Origin of the sequence: Pusillimonas sp. NJUB218 (genome assembly GCF_003788685.1) — a bacterium.
In the GTDB taxonomy this organism is placed as follows: domain Bacteria; phylum Pseudomonadota; class Gammaproteobacteria; order Burkholderiales; family Burkholderiaceae_B; genus Neopusillimonas.
This window is the reverse complement of record NZ_NQMK01000001.1, coordinates 396603-413464: the sequence shown is the minus strand read 5'-3', so window position 1 is coordinate 413464 and position 16862 is coordinate 396603. Positions and strand designations below refer to the sequence as shown.

The 16862-nt window shown below is 56.3% G+C and carries 17 protein-coding genes; 3 read left to right on the top strand and 14 right to left on the bottom strand.

Annotated elements, in window-relative coordinates; genetic code table 11:
* Positions 1 to 22 precede the first annotated feature (22 nt).
* Positions 23 to 1507: a TolC family protein gene (locus tag CHR62_RS01920; protein ID WP_093970060.1), complete on the top strand. Its 1485-nt coding sequence runs from the start codon at positions 23 to 25 to the stop codon at positions 1505 to 1507.
* A 27-nt stretch (positions 1508 to 1534) separates the two neighbouring features.
* On the opposite strand, the gene CHR62_RS01915 is transcribed toward CHR62_RS01920, so the two are convergent.
* From CHR62_RS01915 to CHR62_RS01890, 6 genes are all read right to left on the bottom strand, one after another.
* Positions 1535 to 1993: a YaiI/YqxD family protein gene (locus CHR62_RS01915; RefSeq protein WP_123659813.1), complete on the bottom strand. Its 459-nt coding sequence runs from the start codon at positions 1991 to 1993 to the stop codon at positions 1535 to 1537.
* Positions 1994 to 1996: 3 nt separating this feature from the next.
* Complete coding sequence (locus CHR62_RS01910) at positions 1997 to 2263, bottom strand: hypothetical protein (RefSeq protein ID WP_093969710.1); 267 nt, start codon at positions 2261 to 2263, stop codon at positions 1997 to 1999.
* 63 nt (positions 2264 to 2326) lie between these two features.
* Positions 2327 to 3493, bottom strand: a complete 1167-nt coding sequence (locus CHR62_RS01905) for a PQQ-dependent sugar dehydrogenase (RefSeq protein WP_093969711.1) — start codon at positions 3491 to 3493, stop codon at positions 2327 to 2329.
* Between the two features lie 53 nt (positions 3494 to 3546).
* Positions 3547 to 4599 (bottom strand): enolase C-terminal domain-like protein, encoded by a 1053-nt coding sequence (locus CHR62_RS01900; RefSeq protein ID WP_123659812.1) that lies wholly within the window; start codon positions 4597 to 4599, stop codon positions 3547 to 3549.
* A gap of 78 nt (positions 4600 to 4677) precedes the next feature.
* On the bottom strand, positions 4678 to 5871 hold the full coding sequence (locus CHR62_RS01895; protein ID WP_123659811.1) for a serine hydrolase: 1194 nt from the start codon (positions 5869 to 5871) through the stop codon (positions 4678 to 4680).
* A gap of 21 nt (positions 5872 to 5892) precedes the next feature.
* Positions 5893 to 6933 (bottom strand): amidohydrolase family protein, encoded by a 1041-nt coding sequence (locus CHR62_RS01890; protein WP_093969714.1) that lies wholly within the window; start codon positions 6931 to 6933, stop codon positions 5893 to 5895.
* A 210-nt stretch (positions 6934 to 7143) separates the two neighbouring features.
* Between CHR62_RS01890 and CHR62_RS01885 the strand changes: the two genes are divergently transcribed.
* The gene (locus CHR62_RS01885; RefSeq protein ID WP_158609079.1) at positions 7144 to 7884 is read left to right on the top strand and encodes a GntR family transcriptional regulator; all 741 of its coding nucleotides are present in this window, start codon (positions 7144 to 7146) and stop codon (positions 7882 to 7884) included.
* A gap of 52 nt (positions 7885 to 7936) precedes the next feature.
* On the opposite strand, the gene CHR62_RS01880 is transcribed toward CHR62_RS01885, so the two are convergent.
* The 8 genes from CHR62_RS01880 to CHR62_RS01845 all read right to left on the bottom strand — a co-directional run bounded on the left by CHR62_RS01880 (position 7937) and on the right by CHR62_RS01845 (position 16014).
* Positions 7937 to 8530, bottom strand: a complete 594-nt coding sequence (locus tag CHR62_RS01880; RefSeq protein WP_370318027.1) for a mechanosensitive ion channel family protein — start codon at positions 8528 to 8530, stop codon at positions 7937 to 7939.
* 172 nt (positions 8531 to 8702) lie between these two features.
* Positions 8703 to 10199: an aldehyde dehydrogenase gene (locus CHR62_RS01875; protein WP_123659809.1), complete on the bottom strand. Its 1497-nt coding sequence runs from the start codon at positions 10197 to 10199 to the stop codon at positions 8703 to 8705.
* 11 nt (positions 10200 to 10210) lie between these two features.
* Positions 10211 to 10837 (bottom strand): cysteine hydrolase family protein, encoded by a 627-nt coding sequence (locus tag CHR62_RS01870; RefSeq protein WP_093969717.1) that lies wholly within the window; start codon positions 10835 to 10837, stop codon positions 10211 to 10213.
* Between the two features lie 34 nt (positions 10838 to 10871).
* Positions 10872 to 12152: a TRAP transporter large permease gene (locus CHR62_RS01865; RefSeq protein WP_093969718.1), complete on the bottom strand. Its 1281-nt coding sequence runs from the start codon at positions 12150 to 12152 to the stop codon at positions 10872 to 10874.
* 9 nt (positions 12153 to 12161) lie between these two features.
* On the bottom strand, positions 12162 to 12731 hold the full coding sequence (locus CHR62_RS01860) for a TRAP transporter small permease (protein WP_093969719.1): 570 nt from the start codon (positions 12729 to 12731) through the stop codon (positions 12162 to 12164).
* Between the two features lie 6 nt (positions 12732 to 12737).
* Positions 12738 to 13763: a TRAP transporter substrate-binding protein gene (locus tag CHR62_RS01855; protein ID WP_093969720.1), complete on the bottom strand. Its 1026-nt coding sequence runs from the start codon at positions 13761 to 13763 to the stop codon at positions 12738 to 12740.
* A gap of 72 nt (positions 13764 to 13835) precedes the next feature.
* Complete coding sequence (locus tag CHR62_RS01850) at positions 13836 to 15044, bottom strand: S9 family peptidase (protein WP_093969721.1); 1209 nt, start codon at positions 15042 to 15044, stop codon at positions 13836 to 13838.
* Between the two features lie 79 nt (positions 15045 to 15123).
* Entirely contained in the window at positions 15124 to 16014 is an 891-nt protein-coding gene (locus CHR62_RS01845; RefSeq protein WP_093969722.1) for a polysaccharide deacetylase family protein, read from the bottom strand.
* A gap of 208 nt (positions 16015 to 16222) precedes the next feature.
* Between CHR62_RS01845 and CHR62_RS01840 the strand changes: the two genes are divergently transcribed.
* Positions 16223 to 16837, top strand: coding sequence for a cupin domain-containing protein (locus tag CHR62_RS01840; RefSeq protein WP_093969723.1), 615 nt, complete (start codon positions 16223 to 16225; stop codon positions 16835 to 16837).
* Positions 16838 to 16862 lie beyond the last annotated feature (25 nt).

Sequence of the window (16862 nt, the reverse complement as noted above, 5' to 3'; positions counted from 1 at the left end):
TCGCGGCGCAGGCGCCGCTGCGATGACCCTGCTTCTAACCGCTTGCGCCAGCAACGCCATCGATCGTGCGCCGCGTTCACCCAATACCGCCTGGCAAGCCGATAGCGCTGCCCAGCCGAGCAACACGAGCGAGACCTTAGGGCCGACGGGTCGCAACGAAGGCTTCAGCGTTCCCCCTGTTGCCGCGCTAGGTCAGCTAGCCACCGGCATTGATATTGATCTAGAAAAAACGCATTCACTGCCCGAATTGATCGATATTGCGCAACGCGGGCATCCCGATACGCGTCTGGCCTGGAATCGTGCACGTCAGGCTGCGCTGGCCGTTGGCATGGTCGAAGCGACCTTCTTGCCCATGCTATCGGCAAACGTTGTAGGCGGGTACCAGCGGACCCGCTACCCACTGCCTGAAAATATTACCGGCATCCGAGACATCAAGACTGAATTAAGCGGAGTCGTCCCCGCACTGACCCTGGGGTGGTTGCTATTCGACTTTGGCCAGCGCAAGGCGCTATACGACGCGGCGTCAGAGTTATCGTTTGCACAGAACGTGCTATTTAACGCTGCGCACCAAAAAATCATACGCGACGTCACCGACCAGTTTTACCAATACAACACAGCACGCACGCACCGCGCACTCTCGGCGTCGATGCTAGTCAACCAACAGAAAGTACTGGCCGCGGTCACACAGCGACAAAAAGCAGGGCTGGCGACAACGGTTGAGCTCGCGCTGGCACGCCAAGCCGTTGCGCAGGCAAAGCTGCGTGTCGTTGAAAGACAAGGCGCTGAACGCAACACGTATCTGGGCTTGTTGAATGCCGTGGGCGTTTCGCCCACAGTCAAGCTGAAGGTCGCCGAGCCCGAGCAGCGCTCACTTCCTGACACCATTGACCCACTGACCGCCGACATCATCCAGAATGCACTCACGCAGCGCCCCGATCTTGTGGCCGCCTATTCGGCGGTGAAGGCCGCACAGGCCGGAATCACAGCGACAGAGGCCGACTTCCTGCCCAAGGTATACCTGGGTGCAGTCGCCGCACATAACCGCACTTCGTTTGACGTTGTTGGCCTACCCGGGCTCAGCCAGACCTCGACATCGCACGGCGTGCTTTTAGGCGTGACCTTACCGATTTTTGATGGCGGCCTGCGCAGGGCACGCGTACATGAGGCACGCCTGCGCGCCGACGACGCCCAAACCCTATTGGAAAATCAACAGCGTAATGCCGTCCGAGAAATCATCGCGGCCGAGACAATGTTGCAGACCGCATTGCAAAGCACAAAAACGGCCCGCGAACTGGTCGATGCGGCGCAAACAACCTACGATGCCGCACTATCTTCTTACCAAGAGGGTGTTAGCACGGTGACGATAGCCATCGAAGCCACATCACAATTATTGACCGCGCAACAGGCCTACGCCGACGCCCAAACCGCGTCATTAATTGCTGCGGCCAACCTGGCATTTGTGATGGGCGACATGACAACGCCCCGAAGCGAGTGGTTATCCCGTTAGCAGGCAAACACTCACCACGTTTTTTGCTCAGGTTCCCTTTCTGGACCAAGTCATCATCAGCTTATCTAGCGCATTACCGAATGCGCGTCTGTCTGACTGACTGAACGTTGCGGGCCCGCCCGTATCAACGCCCTGGCTACGCAACTCGTCCATCATGTCGCGCATAGCCAGCCGTTCGCCTATCGTCTCAATCGTGTAATGCTCGCCTCGCGGGTTAAGCGCAAAAGCGCCTTTGGCCAATACAAGGCTGGCCAAAGGGATATCGCCGGTAATCACTAAATCGCCCGCACAAGCTTTTTGAACAATGTAGTCGTCTGCCACGTCGAAACCGCGGGGCACCTGCACCGCCCGAATAAACGGTGACGGCGGCGTGCGCAACATTTGATTCGCCACAAGCGTTGTCGAACGCTGCCAACGCTGCGCCGCCCGATAGAGAATATCTTTGACGACGACAGGGCAGGCATCGGCGTCAACCCAAATTTGCATGCGTTATGCCTTCAGGGCGTCGGCCAGCAGGCTATTGATAAGGTCGTTGACTGCCACACCATCGGCTTGCGCCTTGGCATTCAGGGCCGTGATGACGGACTGTTGAAGTTTAACGGGGAACGAGACAAGACCCGCAGCCTGGTCCAGCCGCCGTTGTTCACGCCGGTCGGGTACAGCAGCGGCACCCGCAAAACGCCCAGGAGGCAAGCTGGCATTAAGTTTGCCCATGATTTTCAGGGCTTTGTTTTTTTCGAGATCAGTTTTTTTCATGAAGGGTCCGTGTGACGCGCCCCGTCAGCGACAGAGCGGCAGCGCACATTCTAGTTGAAAACCTTACAAACCCAGTTTCAATAATCGACCATTGCCACTATCGGTGAGCACATAAACATAACCGTCCGGGCCAACGCGCACGTCACGAATTCGCTCACTCAATGACTCCAGCAAGCGCTCTTCGCCCGTAACCTTGTTGCCCTCTAGCGTCAGGCGAAGTAACGCCTGCCCGCGCAGTGCGCCGATAAACAACGACCCTTTCCAGGCCGGAAACTGGTCGGCATCGTAAAACGCCATGCCCGAAATGGCCGGCGATACCTTCCAGTAGTGAATGGGCTGCTCGGTTCCCTCTACGGTCGTCCCCTGCGCTTCGGGGATGTCAAAGCCAGAATAATTGATGCCGTAGGTGGCCAGCGGCCAGCCGTAATTTTTACCGGGTTTGGGGATATTGATTTCATCACCACCACGCGGCCCGTGCTCATGTGTCCACAATTCACCCGTCCAGGGGTTAAACGCCGCGCCTTGCTGGTTTCGATGGCCGTACGACCAGATCTCCGGGCGAGCACCCGCTTGGTTAACGAAAGGGTTGTCATCCGGAATGCGGCCATCTGGGTGCAACCGAACTACTTTGCCTTGAAGCTTGTCCAGATCTTGAGCAGTGGGGCGCTGGTTGTTGTCGCCCAGGGCAATATAAAGATAGCCCTTTTGGTCAAACGCCAGGCGCGACCCAAAGTGCACACCGCTCGATAAACGCGGCATCTGCCTGAAGATGACCTTGAAATCATTCAGTGCTGTGCCGTCGTCCGACAGTACGCCGTAGCCGGCAGCCGTGCTGCCATTGCCTTCGCCCTCTTCAGCGTAGGTCAGATAAACACGACGCGACTGCTCAAAGTCGGGTGCCAGTGCGACGTCAAGCAAGCCCCCTTGCCCACGCTCGTAAACTGCCGGCACGCCTTTTATGGGTTCAGACAGCCCCACTTCAGCGCGCCACAAACGCAGATTGCCGGGCTTTTCGGTAATGAGAATACCTTCATTGCCAGGTAAGAACGCCATTGCCCAGGGGCGGTCAAGATTACGGGTCACTTCAGTCAAGTTCAGTTGACCCAGTTGGCTGGGCAAAACCTGCACAGCCTTGTCTTGCGCGTTAACCAAGGTAACGGGCGCGGCCCATACGGCTGCGGTCAACGCAGCACCCACCAAAAGGCGCCGGGTTATAGACAGTTTTGTCATTGATCGCTCCAAGCTGAATATCGGCAAGCTACACCTTTTGACCTGCTGTCCCGCTACGTCTTTAAAGACAAACCATGGCCTGGGGTGTCTTGGGGTTGCAGCATGCCGTCGGCACCGCGCTCAGGCCACCCCTCGAAGGCATCTTCAACAATAGGAAAGGCTTCGAGTAACAACTGGCCGTGAAATGCACCCGAAAAATTTACGAATAGCCCCGGCAAGAAGTGCGGGGCAACTAGCATGCCTTTCGAGGCCGCCATTCGGGCCACCTCCAGACAGGGGGTCAAGCCCCCCGCCATGGCCAGGTCGGGCTGAATGACGCCAGCAATACCGTCTTCTATGCATACCGAAAAACGATCCAACCCCTGAAGGTGTTCGCCCATGGCAATGACCGCGCCCGTATTTTGAGCAGAAAGACGGCGATACCCCAACACGTCATCGGCAGGTAAAGGCTCTTCAACAAAGCTTAGCTTGTACTCGGCAGCCAATGCCAGAAGTGTTGCCGCGCTTTGGGCGTAGCCTTTTTCGTTGGCATCGGCCATTAGCCGAGCTTGCGGGCCAATAGCATCACGCACGGCACGCAAGACGGCTTCGTCGCCAGCATCGGCATTGACCCGCGGCTTAACGCCGGCATAGCCGGCTGCCATATATTGCGCCGCCAGCTCGGCGACGGCTTGAGGGTCGTCTTTAGGGCCGAACCCGCCGCTGGCATATACCGGCACAGGGGCCATGCCGCCGCCCAGCGCCTGAGCCAATGGCCGGTTCTGACGCCTTGCAGTCAAATCCCATAAGGCGACGTCCAGCGCAGCAAGAGCCAACATGTTGGGGCCATCGCCAGTTCTGTTAAAGCTCTTTTTTATGTCGGCCCAATGCTCGGGCGGCGTTTTTAATACCGCCCATTGCAAAAAGCGGTTGGCCTGCGCCTGGGCAAGCTGCGCGACGACACCGCCCCCTCCCCCGATCACATACGAAAACCCCAGCCCTGTTGCGCCATCGGTATCGCGCAAGGCCGCGACAATAATGTCAACGCCCGTGACCCCGGAACCCCCGATGGGCTTTGCAAATTTCTTTTCAACAAGCTGGATGTGAGCGGTAGCGATTTGTGTCATGGCAGAGACCTAACTTTTTAGGCATAGTACCTGACCATAACGCCAATACAAGGGGTTGCTGCACAGCCATGCTGGCGGTCAACCTATTACCAGCGGGCTCTTGTACACGGCCTCGACCAGCGCCTCGGTGCGATCACCGACACTTTGGCCGCCGCACTGAAAGTTTGACTGGCAGGCAAACGACAGGTTGGCGTCGCAATCGGCAAATGCCAGCGTGCCGCCCGAACCAAAATGACCAAAGGCATCGGGGTTAGGCCCCATGGGTACCCATCCCGGCTTGTTTTTGAAAAAACCCAAAGCCATACGCAACGGGCGATTAAGGATGGCATCTTCAGCCTCCCATTGCAGGGTCTGTGCTTGAGCCACCGCCGCATCGGACAACAACCGGACACCGTTGAGTTCGCCATAATTAGCCAGCAAGGCATAAACAGTAGCTTGCCCACGCGCCGTGCCGTGACCGCCAAACGAGGGCAAAAGTGCGGTTCGCACCTTTGCTGAATTAATCACGTCGACGTTCCAAGGCTTGGGCATTGCGTTCCAGGCCCGATAAATATTGGACCCCGGTGTCTGGCCGCGTTGGTATTGCTCGTTGACCGTCTCGGCCGGATACAGCGTTGCTACCTTATCCAACAACCCCGGCGGCACCCCAAGATAAAACGCAACCCCCAAAGGCCCGCAGACCTCGGCTTTTAAAAATTCGACCACCGAACGCCCGCTGACGTTCAAAATGATAGTTGCCAACAAATAGCCGATGTTGGTGGTGTTATAGGCCGGCTGGGTACCAGGGGGCCACGGCAGCTTTTGTTCGGTCAGCGCGCGACGCATGGCCTCGAAATCAAACACGTCGTCGGTCTGAGCGCTGTCGTTAAAACACATCCCGCACTGATGCGACAGCACATGCCTGATCAAGACCTTTTCTTTGCCCGGGTCGGCATCTGCAAACCCAGGCCAATAGCGGGCCACTGGGTCATCAAGGCTAAGCAAGCCTTGATCGGCCAGCATGTGTATGCACAACGCGCTCATGGCTTTGGACACCGAGAATAAAACAGACATGCTGTCTTCTTCCCATGGCGCTTGACGATCGAGGTCGCGAAACCCACCCCATAAATCAACGACTTTTATGCCTTGATGAAAGACCGTGACGGCCGCGCCTATTTCACGCCGCGCCTCGAAGTTTTCGCGAAAAGCATCAAGCACATGCCTAAACCCCGGGGCGCAAAACCCGGAAATTAGTGCCGGCGTGCCTCGTGCCAGAACACCTTCATTGAGCATTATCGAGCTCCCGATGTCGTATCAGAGACTAAGCAAGCGCTGCGCGTTACCGGCAAGAATTTGGTCTTTCTGCGTTCCGCTGAGCGATGCCAGTGTTTCGACCGGGGTACGCGGTGCAGCCACACCCATATCGAAGCAATAGTCGCTACCCAGCATGACGCGCTCTGCCCCCACCTGCTTGATCAGAAAATCGAGTGCGGCTGCGTCGTGCGTAATGGTGTCGTAGTAAAAGCGACCCGCATACTCGCGCGGGCTGCGCTTGAGCGCAACGCACTCGGGGCGAACCGACCAGCCATGCGCAATACGGCCCAACAAAAAGGGCAAGGCGCCGCCGCCATGCGGCAGGGCCACTTCAAGTTTGGGGAACTGATCCATGACACCCGAGAACACCAGATGTGCCGCGGCAATGGCGGTGTCGAACGGGTTACCCAGCAAGTTTGCCAAGAAGTACTGGCTGAGCCGATCTTGCATGCCAACCACCTTGAGCGGATGCAGGAAGATGGGCAGGCCAAGTTCCTCAAGGACTTCGTACACTGGCCAAAATTTCGGGTCGGATAAATTGGTGTCGTTGATGGCCGTACCCAAATAAACCCCTTTGATGCCTTTTATTTTCGACACCCGCTTTGCCTCGGCAATAGCGCGCTCGGGAAACTGCATGGGCAATGTGGCAAAGCCAAACAACTTACCGGGCGCCTTTTCGTGCGCCTGCGCCAGCGAGTCGTTGAACACCTGACTTAACCGGTCGGCCAAATCGGCGTCGGCCCAATACACCATGGGCTGTGTCAGCGACAAAATCTGTTGCGTGACGCCTGTTTCTTCCATATCGGCCAGACGCAGATCAAGGTCGATGAATTTATTGGCAATAGGGCCAGTAAACAACGGACCTACCTTGAGTGCCTGCACTCCCCCCAGGTCAACGGCTTCGGCCCCTGCTGCCCCCCCCTGGCTTTTGACCAGATCGATATAGGCTTGCGAGTAGTAGTGCGCATGGATGTCAATCGCGCGAAAAGCGTTGCAGGAGTTGCAATTACAGCCTGACGTAGCGTTGGATAAGTGACTCATGGTTTGCCTTGTAGAATGAGTTGGCGGCATAAAACAGATATATTATTAAATAAATCTGATATATCTAATGCGTTTATCATAAACTTCAAGGGTGGTTTTTCATAGGGGGTTAACCCCAAACCTTAACTTGCAGGGCCCCTGTAAACTCGACCCTTTAATTCCAACACAATACGCATGCCGCAACCCGCAGGCCGACACGCGCAAGGTGACATGACAGATTCCCGCAAACCATCAAATCGGTCGGCCAGCATGACCGACCATGTCAAAGAAGCTATCGAATCAGACATTCACAATGGCAATCTGTTGCCCGGAGATGCCCTGGACGAAGCACGCCTTTGCGAACGGTTCAATGTTTCCAGAACACCGGTTCGCGAGGCTCTTTTGCAGCTATCGGTGCAGGGCCTTATTACGATTGTGCCCAGGTCGGGCATATACGTGGCGCGCCTGTCATTGCCCGAACTGTTTGCCATGTACGAACTATTGGCCGAACTTGAAGGTATTTGCGCCAAATTTGCCGCGCTTCGCATGAGCCGATCGGAAGTCGCTACGCTACGCGCTGCGCACGAAGATGCCGCGCTTAGCCGCAATAGCAAAGACCCCGCGGCGTACGGTGCGGCAAACGCCCGCTTCCATGCCCTGATTTACGAAGGCTGCCATAACCCGTTTTTAAAGTCGCAAGTCGCGCTGATTCGCAAGCGCACGCAGGTATATCGGCAAAACGTTTTCGAGAACATTGCCCGCATTGCACGATCGCACGAGGAACATGGACGTGTTGTGGCCGCGATCGAGGCCGGCGACGCCGAGACCGCAGCAGAGGAAATGCGCAAGCATATCGACGGCGGCGGCCGCGATTTTGCAAAGTTTTTGGCCGAGACACCGGCAGAGCGCTTCGAGCCTACTGCCCCGAGCACCACAAAAAACAAAGGTCGGCCGGCGCGCAGCAAACCTTAGCCAGGGCATCCGCACGACGGCGGTTGGGCCGCAACGCAGGCCTTTACGCTATTTAAGGCAACTTAGCGCTAGTGCCCAACGGCGGCGGCCCGCCCTTCCATCGGCGTACCACGCGCTGAAACACTAACGCATTAGGTATTTGCAACAAGGCCCCGGCATTCTCTTCTGTAGCGTCGCGCAAGGTGACGTACAACAAACTGATGTCAACGACCTCTCCTTTGGCGCCGGGCTTCTCGGCGGTATCGAGAATTTCGACGTAGTCACCCAAGCGAAATGGGCGCGCGGTAAAAATAAGAATGGCGCAAAAAATGTTAGAGAGCACGCTCCAGGCCGCGAAAAACGCCACAGCGGCAACCGCTGCAAAGCCGGTAAAGGCTGTCCAGAGCACCGTGCCCGAAACACCAAGGCGACCCAGCACAAGCAAACCGGCCGCAATCATGATGACCCAGCGCACAATGGTGGCGGTGGGCTGAATCAAGTGCATGGGTAAATCGTAGCGTTCGCTGGCGCGCAGCAAAATCCGTCTCAGGCCTCGTTGCAAAAACCAGGCAACCAGCAAAATCACCAGCACCTGGAAGGTCAAGAACAACGAGCCCAGCCACTCATGGCTCCAGGCAGGAAAGTAGGGGATTAACGACGCAAGCACGGCAAAGTTCCAGAAAACCCGTTGGCGGCACAGGGGTGGCGATATGCAAGCCAGCCCGCACCGATACAGAAAGTTTGAATCACAACCTGTACTTTACCCAAGTTCAACACGCCGCATGCCGGCGCCCGCGCATTCAGAGTGCGGACAGACCGACACGCGCCGTTGCCCAGTCTCAGCTATACCGCTTTTCTACCGCCTTGTTTTCGTCGAACCAATCGAACGGCTCATCGGAAAGATTCACCACCACACTTTGTGTTCTGGTATAGGCCTCGTAAGTAACAATACCGTTCTCTTTGCCAACACCGCTTTCTTTAAAGCCACCCCACGGCGACGAGGGGTCGATACGATGGTGATCGTTGATCCAGACTATGCCCATTTCAAGCGAATGCGCAACACGATGCGCGCGAGCGATATCGCGTGTCCAGACGCTACCGGCAAGCCCGAAGTTCGTGGCGTTGGCCAACTCAATGGCGTGCGCTTCGTCGCGGAACGGCATAGCGCAGACTACCGGACCAAAGATTTCCTCTTGCTCGACCCGCATCCCCAACTTCACGTTGGTAAATACAGTAGGCTGCAAGAAGTACCCATCGGCCAACGCGCCGCCGGGTCGTTCGCCGCCTACAGCCACGGTTGCGCCTTCAGAGCGACCAATATTGATGTAGTTCATAACGCGATCGAGTTGACGCTGGCACACCACCGGCCCGATTTCAGTGTTGATGTCAGCCGGATCACCCAAGCGCAGGTTCCGGGTGCGCTCGACCAGACGGCTGACCACCTGATCATAGATAGACTCTTGCACCAGCAAACGAGCGCCCTGCACGCAGGTTTGACCCGCCGCAATAAACGACGCAAACAAGGCGCCGCTGACGGCGCGATCAATGTCGGTGTCATCAAACACCAGCACCGAAGCCTTGCCGCCCAACTCTGCAGCAAAGCCAGCCAGGTTGCGCCCGGCCGCTGCACCAATATGGCGACCGGTCTCGGTACCACCCGTCACATCGATCTTCTGAATGTCGGGGTGTTCGGACAAGGCCTTACCCGCCGCCGCGCCGTAACCTGTAATGACGTTGTAAACGCCTTCGGGCAAACCGGCTTCGCGAAAGACATCGGCCAACATCAAAGGCGTAATGGGCGCCAATTCGCTGGGTTTGACGACCACCGCGTTACCCGCTGCAAGCGCTGGCGCCAACTTCTTGGTCAGAATCAGCATGGGGTGATTCCAGGGTGTAATCAACCCCACTACCCCTAAGGGCTGACGACGGGTGTAGTTAACGTAAGGCCCGCCAAATGGGTGAACGCGCCCTTCGTGTGTACGCGCAACGGCCGAAAAGTATTCGTACCACTCGGGCAGGCGCGACACCTGTGCACGCATTTCGCGGATGGGCCGCCCAATCTGCTCTACTTCGCAATCAATAAATTCGGGCAGGCGCTCACGCAACAAACGCGCAAACTTTTCAAGCACGATAGCGCGCTCGGTGGGCGTACGTGCGCCCCACTCGCGTTGCGCCTTGTGTGCGGCCGCCACGGCAGCGTCAACATGCGACGCATCACCCGCCGGCACGGTGGCAATAACCTGCCCATTAGCCGGGTTTTCGACAGGGATAGGCTCGGCGCCGGGCGCATCGACTGCTTGCCCGCCAATCAGCATTTTCCAGTGTTTTACAGCCATTTCTTCCTCGCTTAAGAACGTACAGCGGCAATCGCTTCATCGCCAGACATGACCCAGCCAAAGGCCGCGCGAACACACTTCAGTGCGGCGGCATGGGCTTCGGGGCCGTCCATGGTGTCGACACACTCTTCAATCACAATGGCGGCAAAGTCGCGTACGCAGGCGGCAACGGTAGTCGACAGCACGCATGAGTTCGTGTTTACGCCCGTGATCAGCAAGGTGTTGATGCCGTTGTTCTTGAGTGTGAATTCGAGGTCGCTGCCGATGAAGCAGTCATAACGACGCTTGGTATTGACCACCCAGTCACGCTCGTCGAGCAACTCGGGGATCACCTCGGTACCCGGCATGCCCCACAAGTTATGCTTGAGCACATTCTTGCGCGTAGCGGTCGGGTCTTCGGCACGGGTGCGCCAGTAAGGGTTGGTCCGAATTTCCTCAACGCTGCGGTACAAGGTCAACAGATGAATGACCGGGATACCCGCGTTGCGGCAGTTGTCGAAAAACCGCTTGTTGGTTTGAATCACCGCTTTTGACTGGTCGGCCGGCAATGGCATGGTGGCCACTTCAGGGTCGAGGTGACCGCGGTGCAAATCGATGGCAATTACTGCCGGACGAACAACATCTACGCCTAAATTCATTGAATACTCCTGGACAGGTTCAAGGGGGCCACGGTTAAACACCGTGCACCAAGTTGGGAAGCCACAGCAGCGCACTGGGCACGTAGGTAATCAGCAAGAGGGTCAACAACGACAACAGAATGAAAGGGATTGTTGACTTGACCACTTCCACATAGGGCAACCGGAAGGTGGCAATACCTATGAAAATATTCAAACCAAAAGGCGGGGTCACCATGCCTATGGCCAGGTTAAAGACCAATACCGTGCCCAGATGAACAGGGTCGATGCCGATAGCCGTGGCAGCCGGGGAAATTAGGGGCGCCATGATGATGACCGCGGAGTTCGGGTCGATAAACATGCCGGCAATCAAGAACAACCCATTAATAACAGCGAGCACTGCCGCAGCCGGAACGTCGTTGAGCAAGGCCGTGATGGCCACGGGCACGCGCTCCAATGTCATGAACCATGTCATTAGACTGCCGACCGAAATCACTACCATCAATGTTGAAATCATGATGGCCGAGGTTTGCGAAAGCTTGAACAACTCTTTGAACGAAAGCTGTCGGTAAACCAGAGTTTCGACCACGGCGGCGTATACGCAAGCGGCTGCAGCTGCTTCAGTGGGGGTGAACACGCCACTGTAGATGCCGCCGAAAATCACAACGGGTAGACCGATAGCCCAGATGGCTTCTTTGGCGCGTGTCAGATTTTGACGCCAACCGATGCGATCAGAGGTGTTGACCTTTGTGCGTACGGCATACCACCAGCAATAAACGCTTAAGAAGATGACAAACCAACCACCTGCGGCCAAGCCACCCAAGAATACGCGGGCTACCGAGGTAGACGTTTGCACTGAATAGAGAATCATGGCCACGCCTGGTGGAATCACCATGGCCAGCGTGGATGCCGACAAAATAAGCCCCACGGCAAAGCCACGACCATAGCCTTGCTTGAGCAACGCGGGATAGACAATGGGCCCGATGCTGACTACCGCCGCCGCACCAATCCCGGAAATGGCGCCGAACATGGCGCACGCCAGCACCGTCGCGATGGCAAGGCCCCCGCGCAGGTGGCCGACAAGCCCTTCCATCAAAGCGACAAGCTTGGCACCAATTTGCCCGCGGCCGACGATGTCGGCAGCAAAAATAAACAAAGGTACGGCCAGCAACGCGAAAATATTGATGCCCTCGACCAAACGCTGAGGCAGAACACGGGCGGGCATGGCTGGACCGAGCCACTCAAAAGACAGCACAGTGCCCGCGAGAATGGCCAGATATATCGGAAACGCAACGATAACCAGTAAGAACGCAACGGCAACTAAAACGGTGGTTGGCATAATTGACTCTCAGGCTTTGGTTGGAATGGCAGATTGATCTTGGGTATCAACATCGGGCACATCATCAGGCAGTCCGTAATCTGCAGCCCTGGGTAAAGTGCCCCCACCAAATAAAGTCACAAGCAGCTCAAACACGTAAGCCAGTGCCATCAAACCGCAGCCAACCGGTATTGCCATGTAGATCCAGCCGCGCCGAATCGGCAAACTACTACTCATCTGGCCGGTGCCCATGATGAAGCTCGCAAGCTCCCAACCCAGAAACGCGACATAACCCAAGGTAATGGCGCCAACAATTGCGCACAGAATCTGTACCAGCCGGACAACTGGCGACGGCACAATCCGGACGAACACATCAACCGTGATGTGGCGCTGGACCCGGACCAATAGATAAGACCCAAGAAACGTCATCCAAACCAAAAGGTATCTGGACAGCTCCTCGCTGCCGATGACAACAAAATCAGCAAAATAACGAGCCACCGCGTTGGCAAAAAGTGCCCCAGTGATAACGAGCAAAGAAATGCCTGCCATAAAGCTGACGACCGCATCACAACCGCGAAGAAGACTGTCCAGAACTCTCATGAAGGATTACCCCTTGTTGATTTCAGCTTCGATGTTTTCCAGAATCTGACGACCGTTGTCGCCGTTCTGGCGGATAAAGAACGCACGCACCTCGGGCAACGTCGCATCACGCAAGCCATTACGCTGTTCGGGTGTCAGCTCAACAATCTCGACGCCTGCAGCTTTCATGCCTGCCATAGCTTTGGCCTCGGCTTTCTTGGTTTCTTCAACAACGACGGCAGCACCACTATCAATGGCCTTTGTCAGCTCGGTACGACACCCTTCGGGCAGTGCGTCGAACCAGGCCTTGGACACCATGAAGATCTGATCAAGGTTGCCGTGATACGTCATGGTCAAGGCTTTTTGAACTTCGTGCAGGCCCATCAGGTAGCTGGTGGACACTGGGTTCTCTTGGGCAACAATCGCCCCGCTTTGCAGTGCGTTGTAAGTCTCGGGGAACGGCATGTCGACAGGGGTCAGACCCAAAGCCTTTTGCTGCTCGATAAGCACAGCTGAGGGCATGACACGGGCGCGCTTGCCACGGAAGTCGGCGGTTGAGCGAAGCGGCTGGTTACCCGTCCATTGTTTGTAGCCGGTGTGCCAGACCTTGACCGAGTAAATACCCTGCTTGTTTGTGGTGTCGAGCAGAGTGCGCACAGCAGGCGAGTTCTGCACCGCCAGCAATTTGTTCAAGTCGCTGGGCCACATGAACGGGAAATCGAAAATACCCATCAGGGGTTGGAAACCAACGAGGAACGAAGCCGGCAATACAACGGCCTCGATCGAGCCAATTTGCATACCTTCGATCAAGTCGGTTGTCGCGCCCAACTGCCCCGCCGGAAACACCTGCGCATCCATGGGGCAGGTTTTAGAGTCTTTCATCATCTGAGCCACATGGTTGGAGGCCAGATCGCGCGGGTCGCCTTTAGGGGCAACGTGACCGATTTTCATGACTGGGTTGGCTGCGTGGGCAGCCGAGCCCATGAGTGCTGCAATAGACAGGGCCAGAACTGCTTTGCCTGCTTTCAGACGGAGTCGTGCGTTTTGTTTCATGTCTAAGCTCCTTGATCGCCGCAATGGGCGTGGACTCCCCCGGCTCCCCCGGGGGAAAGGGGTTAACGATGATCAACCTTTGAGCAATGCGCGCTGGTCAATGCCCAGGACGTCGGTCAGCCAGTCATTGATGCGCTCCTGACCCAGAGTGGGGTTGTCGTGCTGACAATGTTCTGCGCCGGTTTCTTCTTCGCCGACCAGATCCAGCGTGACATCGACACCATGTTGCTTGGCGTAGTCGTAGACCTTCTTGGCCTGATCGACACCCAGCACGTCGTAGCCGCCGTGCAAAATGAGGTACGGGCACTTGATCTTGTCGATAACGCCTTCCAGTACAAAGTCTTTGCCCTTCTCGAAGGCCTCTTTCATGGACTTGGCGCCAAACACCCAGCGGATGTGGCCAGCCAAACCATGGCTGTCATCGGCAGAGCCCCACAGTTCGTTGACGCTCCAGATGGCGCCATGCGACACCACGGCGGCCAGACGGTGCTCAAACGAAGCGGCCCGCGCGGCGTAGTACCCACCCAAGCTAGAACCACTCATGGCAATACGCGACGTGTCGACGTCATCGCGGGTTTCGAGGTAATCGATGCATTTGCCTACAGGCACTTCGTAGTCGTAGCGATTCACAATTTTGTGGCGGCGGATCGTGCCGCCCTGGCCTGGGCCGTCAACCATGAGTACCGACATCCCACGCTGAATGGCACCATGAGCCACCATGAACCACATTTCGTCTTTGAACGAATCAAGGCCGCCAAAGCACATGAGTACAGGCTGGCGAGGCGAAGGGTTGACAGGTGAGCGCAGGAAATAGGCATACAAGAATTTGCCATCCAGATAAGGCACCTGGACTTTTTCCAATTTGGGGTTCAGGTACTGCCCCCATTTTTCTGTGCACGCTTCCAACTTGTCGAAAACTTGCAGACGACGCGGATCTTCACCCTCCAGCCAGAACTCGGCTTCGCGGTAATAATCGACGGCACGCAACCAGCAGTTTTGCGCAGTGACGACATGACCTTTGGCATTTGCCGCATCGCCACGCTCATGATTGCGATCACCAATGTGAAGCCACTCGCGGTACCAGGACTCGGAATCGGAAGGATCGATACGCGCACCAGCCTGGAAAATTTCACTAATGGCGCCGCCGCCTTCCTGGGTTTCGCCCAAAGCACGGCGAAACTGATAAGACATCCAGGGATAGTCGGGCCATTGGTGCCAACCGTAAGGTTTGTAGTGTGGCTCTTTGCGATCGAGCACTTCGTTAATCAGTTTTTGTTCCATTGAAGGGGTCTCCTGAGCGCCAGGGGCGCATGGTCAAAGTCATCACGCTGCGGCAAACGTACGGATTGCCGCAGGTGCTTTAAAACTCGGGTTTACGTTGGGTTTGAAACCAGTCATGAATTTGCTCGCCGGTGTGAAAGGCAACGTCTTCATGACCAGCGATGTATTTGCACAGCGCGTCGAGTGCGCCAATACGATGCGGCACTCCGGTCAGGTACGGGTGGATGCTGATTGCCATGACACGGGCAGAATCAGCGCTTTCGGCATACAACTGGTCAAACTGCAATTTGCCGCGCTTGAATAGTTCGTCGGAAGCATGCAATTGCACAGCGCTCATGACGACGTCGTTGATCTCGACCGTGTAGGGCACCGAGGTGATTGGGCCATGTGCCGTTTTGAGGTGCACCGGCTGGTCGTCCAGCACCCAGTCGGCCACGTACTCAATTCCGGCCTCGGCCAGCAAATCGAGGGTGACTTCGGTTTCTGTCAGACCGGGGCTCTCCCAGCCGCGAGGCGGCTTGCCCGTAACCTGACGGATCGCCTCGATGGTGTCGCGAATCGCTGTTTTTTGATCGGGCACTTTGTGCATGGGGCCCTGTAAGAACCCGTGCCCCATGAACTCCCAACCCATATCGTGCGCTGCCTGGGCAATACGCGGATAGGCGGTGCATACCGAACCATTAATGGCCAGTGTCGGTGTAATGTTGTAGCGCTTGAGCACTTCGACAAAACGCCAGAACCCGACACGCATGCCGTATTCGTGCCATGCCCAATTGGGAACGTCAGGCAACAAAGGCTGGCCCATGGGCGGCGGCAGCACGGCCCGCGGCATGGCGTTGGCATGGTGCCAGTGCTCGACGTTAACAATGACCCAAACCGCCATCTTCTTGCCGTTAGGCAAAGACAGTTTGGGACGATCGACAATGGCGCTGTAAGGCGCACGGATCGGGGGTGTTAATTCTCCAGCCATTCGCGTTTCTCCTGATGCACGTTCAACAGATTTATCTTCATAATAAAATCCATTGCCGTATATTCAACTAATTTGAATGACTTGAAAAATTGGTGTTTATACTAATGCCTGTTGAAAACTCTCGATTGACCCGGAATGCGCCCAGTGAACATTCCCGCCCAATTCAAAACGTAACAAAGTGAATACTGCACAAACAAGGAGATCCGCAATGACGGATTCGGCCAAACACCTTGAAAATGACGACAACGAAGATGTTGCGCTGTCAGAAACGCTGGTTGGTGCGCGTATCAGGCACGCACGAATTTCGCGTGGGCTTACCCTGCAACAACTCGCGACCATGGTCGATTGCTCGACCAGCCTGCTGTCAAAAGTTGAAAACCGAAAAGCCAATCCATCCATCCCCATGCTGCATAAAATTTGCCGCGCATTGGGCACCAACATCGCCGCGCTATTTGCATCGCCGGAAGACCGTGACACGGTAGTCGTGCGCGCACACGAACGACCTGTTCTGGCGACCGACCAGATGCACAATGGCATTGGCATTACGCTGGAACGACTCATCCCTGCCCTACCAGGCAATTTGTTGCAGGGCCACATGCATGTGGTTCAGCCTGGCGGCTACAGCGATGGCACGCTCGAACACGAAGGCGAGGAGGTCGGCTATGTCGTTGAGGGCACGCTGGAAATTGTGGTGAACGGAAAGATGTACCTGGTTGAAGCCGGCGACTCGTTTTTCTTTCATTCAGACCTGCCCCACAGTTACCGCAACCCAGGCGAAGTCGTAACCCGCGTTGTCTGGATCAACACGCCCCCAACCTTTTGACCCGCTTTTTAAAAGTTGCCCCACC

What these genes read in the sequence shown, in the direction of transcription:
- CHR62_RS01915 (WP_123659813.1), bottom strand. Translation starts at nt 1,993, where the DNA reads ATGCAAATTTGGGTTGACGCCGATGCCTGCCCTGTCGTCGTCAAAGAT.
- CHR62_RS01895 (WP_123659811.1), bottom strand. Translation starts at nt 5,871, where the DNA reads ATGCTCAATGAAGGTGTTCTGGCACGAGGCACGCCGGCACTAATTTCC.
- CHR62_RS01920 (WP_093970060.1), top strand. Translation starts at nt 23, where the DNA reads ATGACCCTGCTTCTAACCGCTTGCGCCAGCAACGCCATCGATCGTGCG.
- CHR62_RS01840 (WP_093969723.1), top strand. Translation starts at nt 16,223, where the DNA reads ATGACGGATTCGGCCAAACACCTTGAAAATGACGACAACGAAGATGTT.
- CHR62_RS01850 (WP_093969721.1), bottom strand. Translation starts at nt 15,044, where the DNA reads ATGGAACAAAAACTGATTAACGAAGTGCTCGATCGCAAAGAGCCACAC.
- CHR62_RS01905 (WP_093969711.1), bottom strand. Translation starts at nt 3,493, where the DNA reads ATGACAAAACTGTCTATAACCCGGCGCCTTTTGGTGGGTGCTGCGTTG.
- CHR62_RS01845 (WP_093969722.1), bottom strand. Translation starts at nt 16,014, where the DNA reads ATGGCTGGAGAATTAACACCCCCGATCCGTGCGCCTTACAGCGCCATT.
- CHR62_RS01860 (WP_093969719.1), bottom strand. Translation starts at nt 12,731, where the DNA reads ATGAGAGTTCTGGACAGTCTTCTTCGCGGTTGTGATGCGGTCGTCAGC.
- CHR62_RS01865 (WP_093969718.1), bottom strand. Translation starts at nt 12,152, where the DNA reads ATGCCAACCACCGTTTTAGTTGCCGTTGCGTTCTTACTGGTTATCGTT.
- CHR62_RS01870 (WP_093969717.1), bottom strand. Translation starts at nt 10,837, where the DNA reads ATGAATTTAGGCGTAGATGTTGTTCGTCCGGCAGTAATTGCCATCGAT.
- CHR62_RS01855 (WP_093969720.1), bottom strand. Translation starts at nt 13,763, where the DNA reads ATGAAACAAAACGCACGACTCCGTCTGAAAGCAGGCAAAGCAGTTCTG.
- CHR62_RS01875 (WP_123659809.1), bottom strand. Translation starts at nt 10,199, where the DNA reads ATGGCTGTAAAACACTGGAAAATGCTGATTGGCGGGCAAGCAGTCGAT.
- CHR62_RS01885 (WP_158609079.1), top strand. Translation starts at nt 7,144, where the DNA reads ATGACAGATTCCCGCAAACCATCAAATCGGTCGGCCAGCATGACCGAC.
- CHR62_RS01910 (WP_093969710.1), bottom strand. Translation starts at nt 2,263, where the DNA reads ATGAAAAAAACTGATCTCGAAAAAAACAAAGCCCTGAAAATCATGGGC.
- CHR62_RS01890 (WP_093969714.1), bottom strand. Translation starts at nt 6,933, where the DNA reads ATGAGTCACTTATCCAACGCTACGTCAGGCTGTAATTGCAACTCCTGC.
- CHR62_RS01900 (WP_123659812.1), bottom strand. Translation starts at nt 4,599, where the DNA reads ATGACACAAATCGCTACCGCTCACATCCAGCTTGTTGAAAAGAAATTT.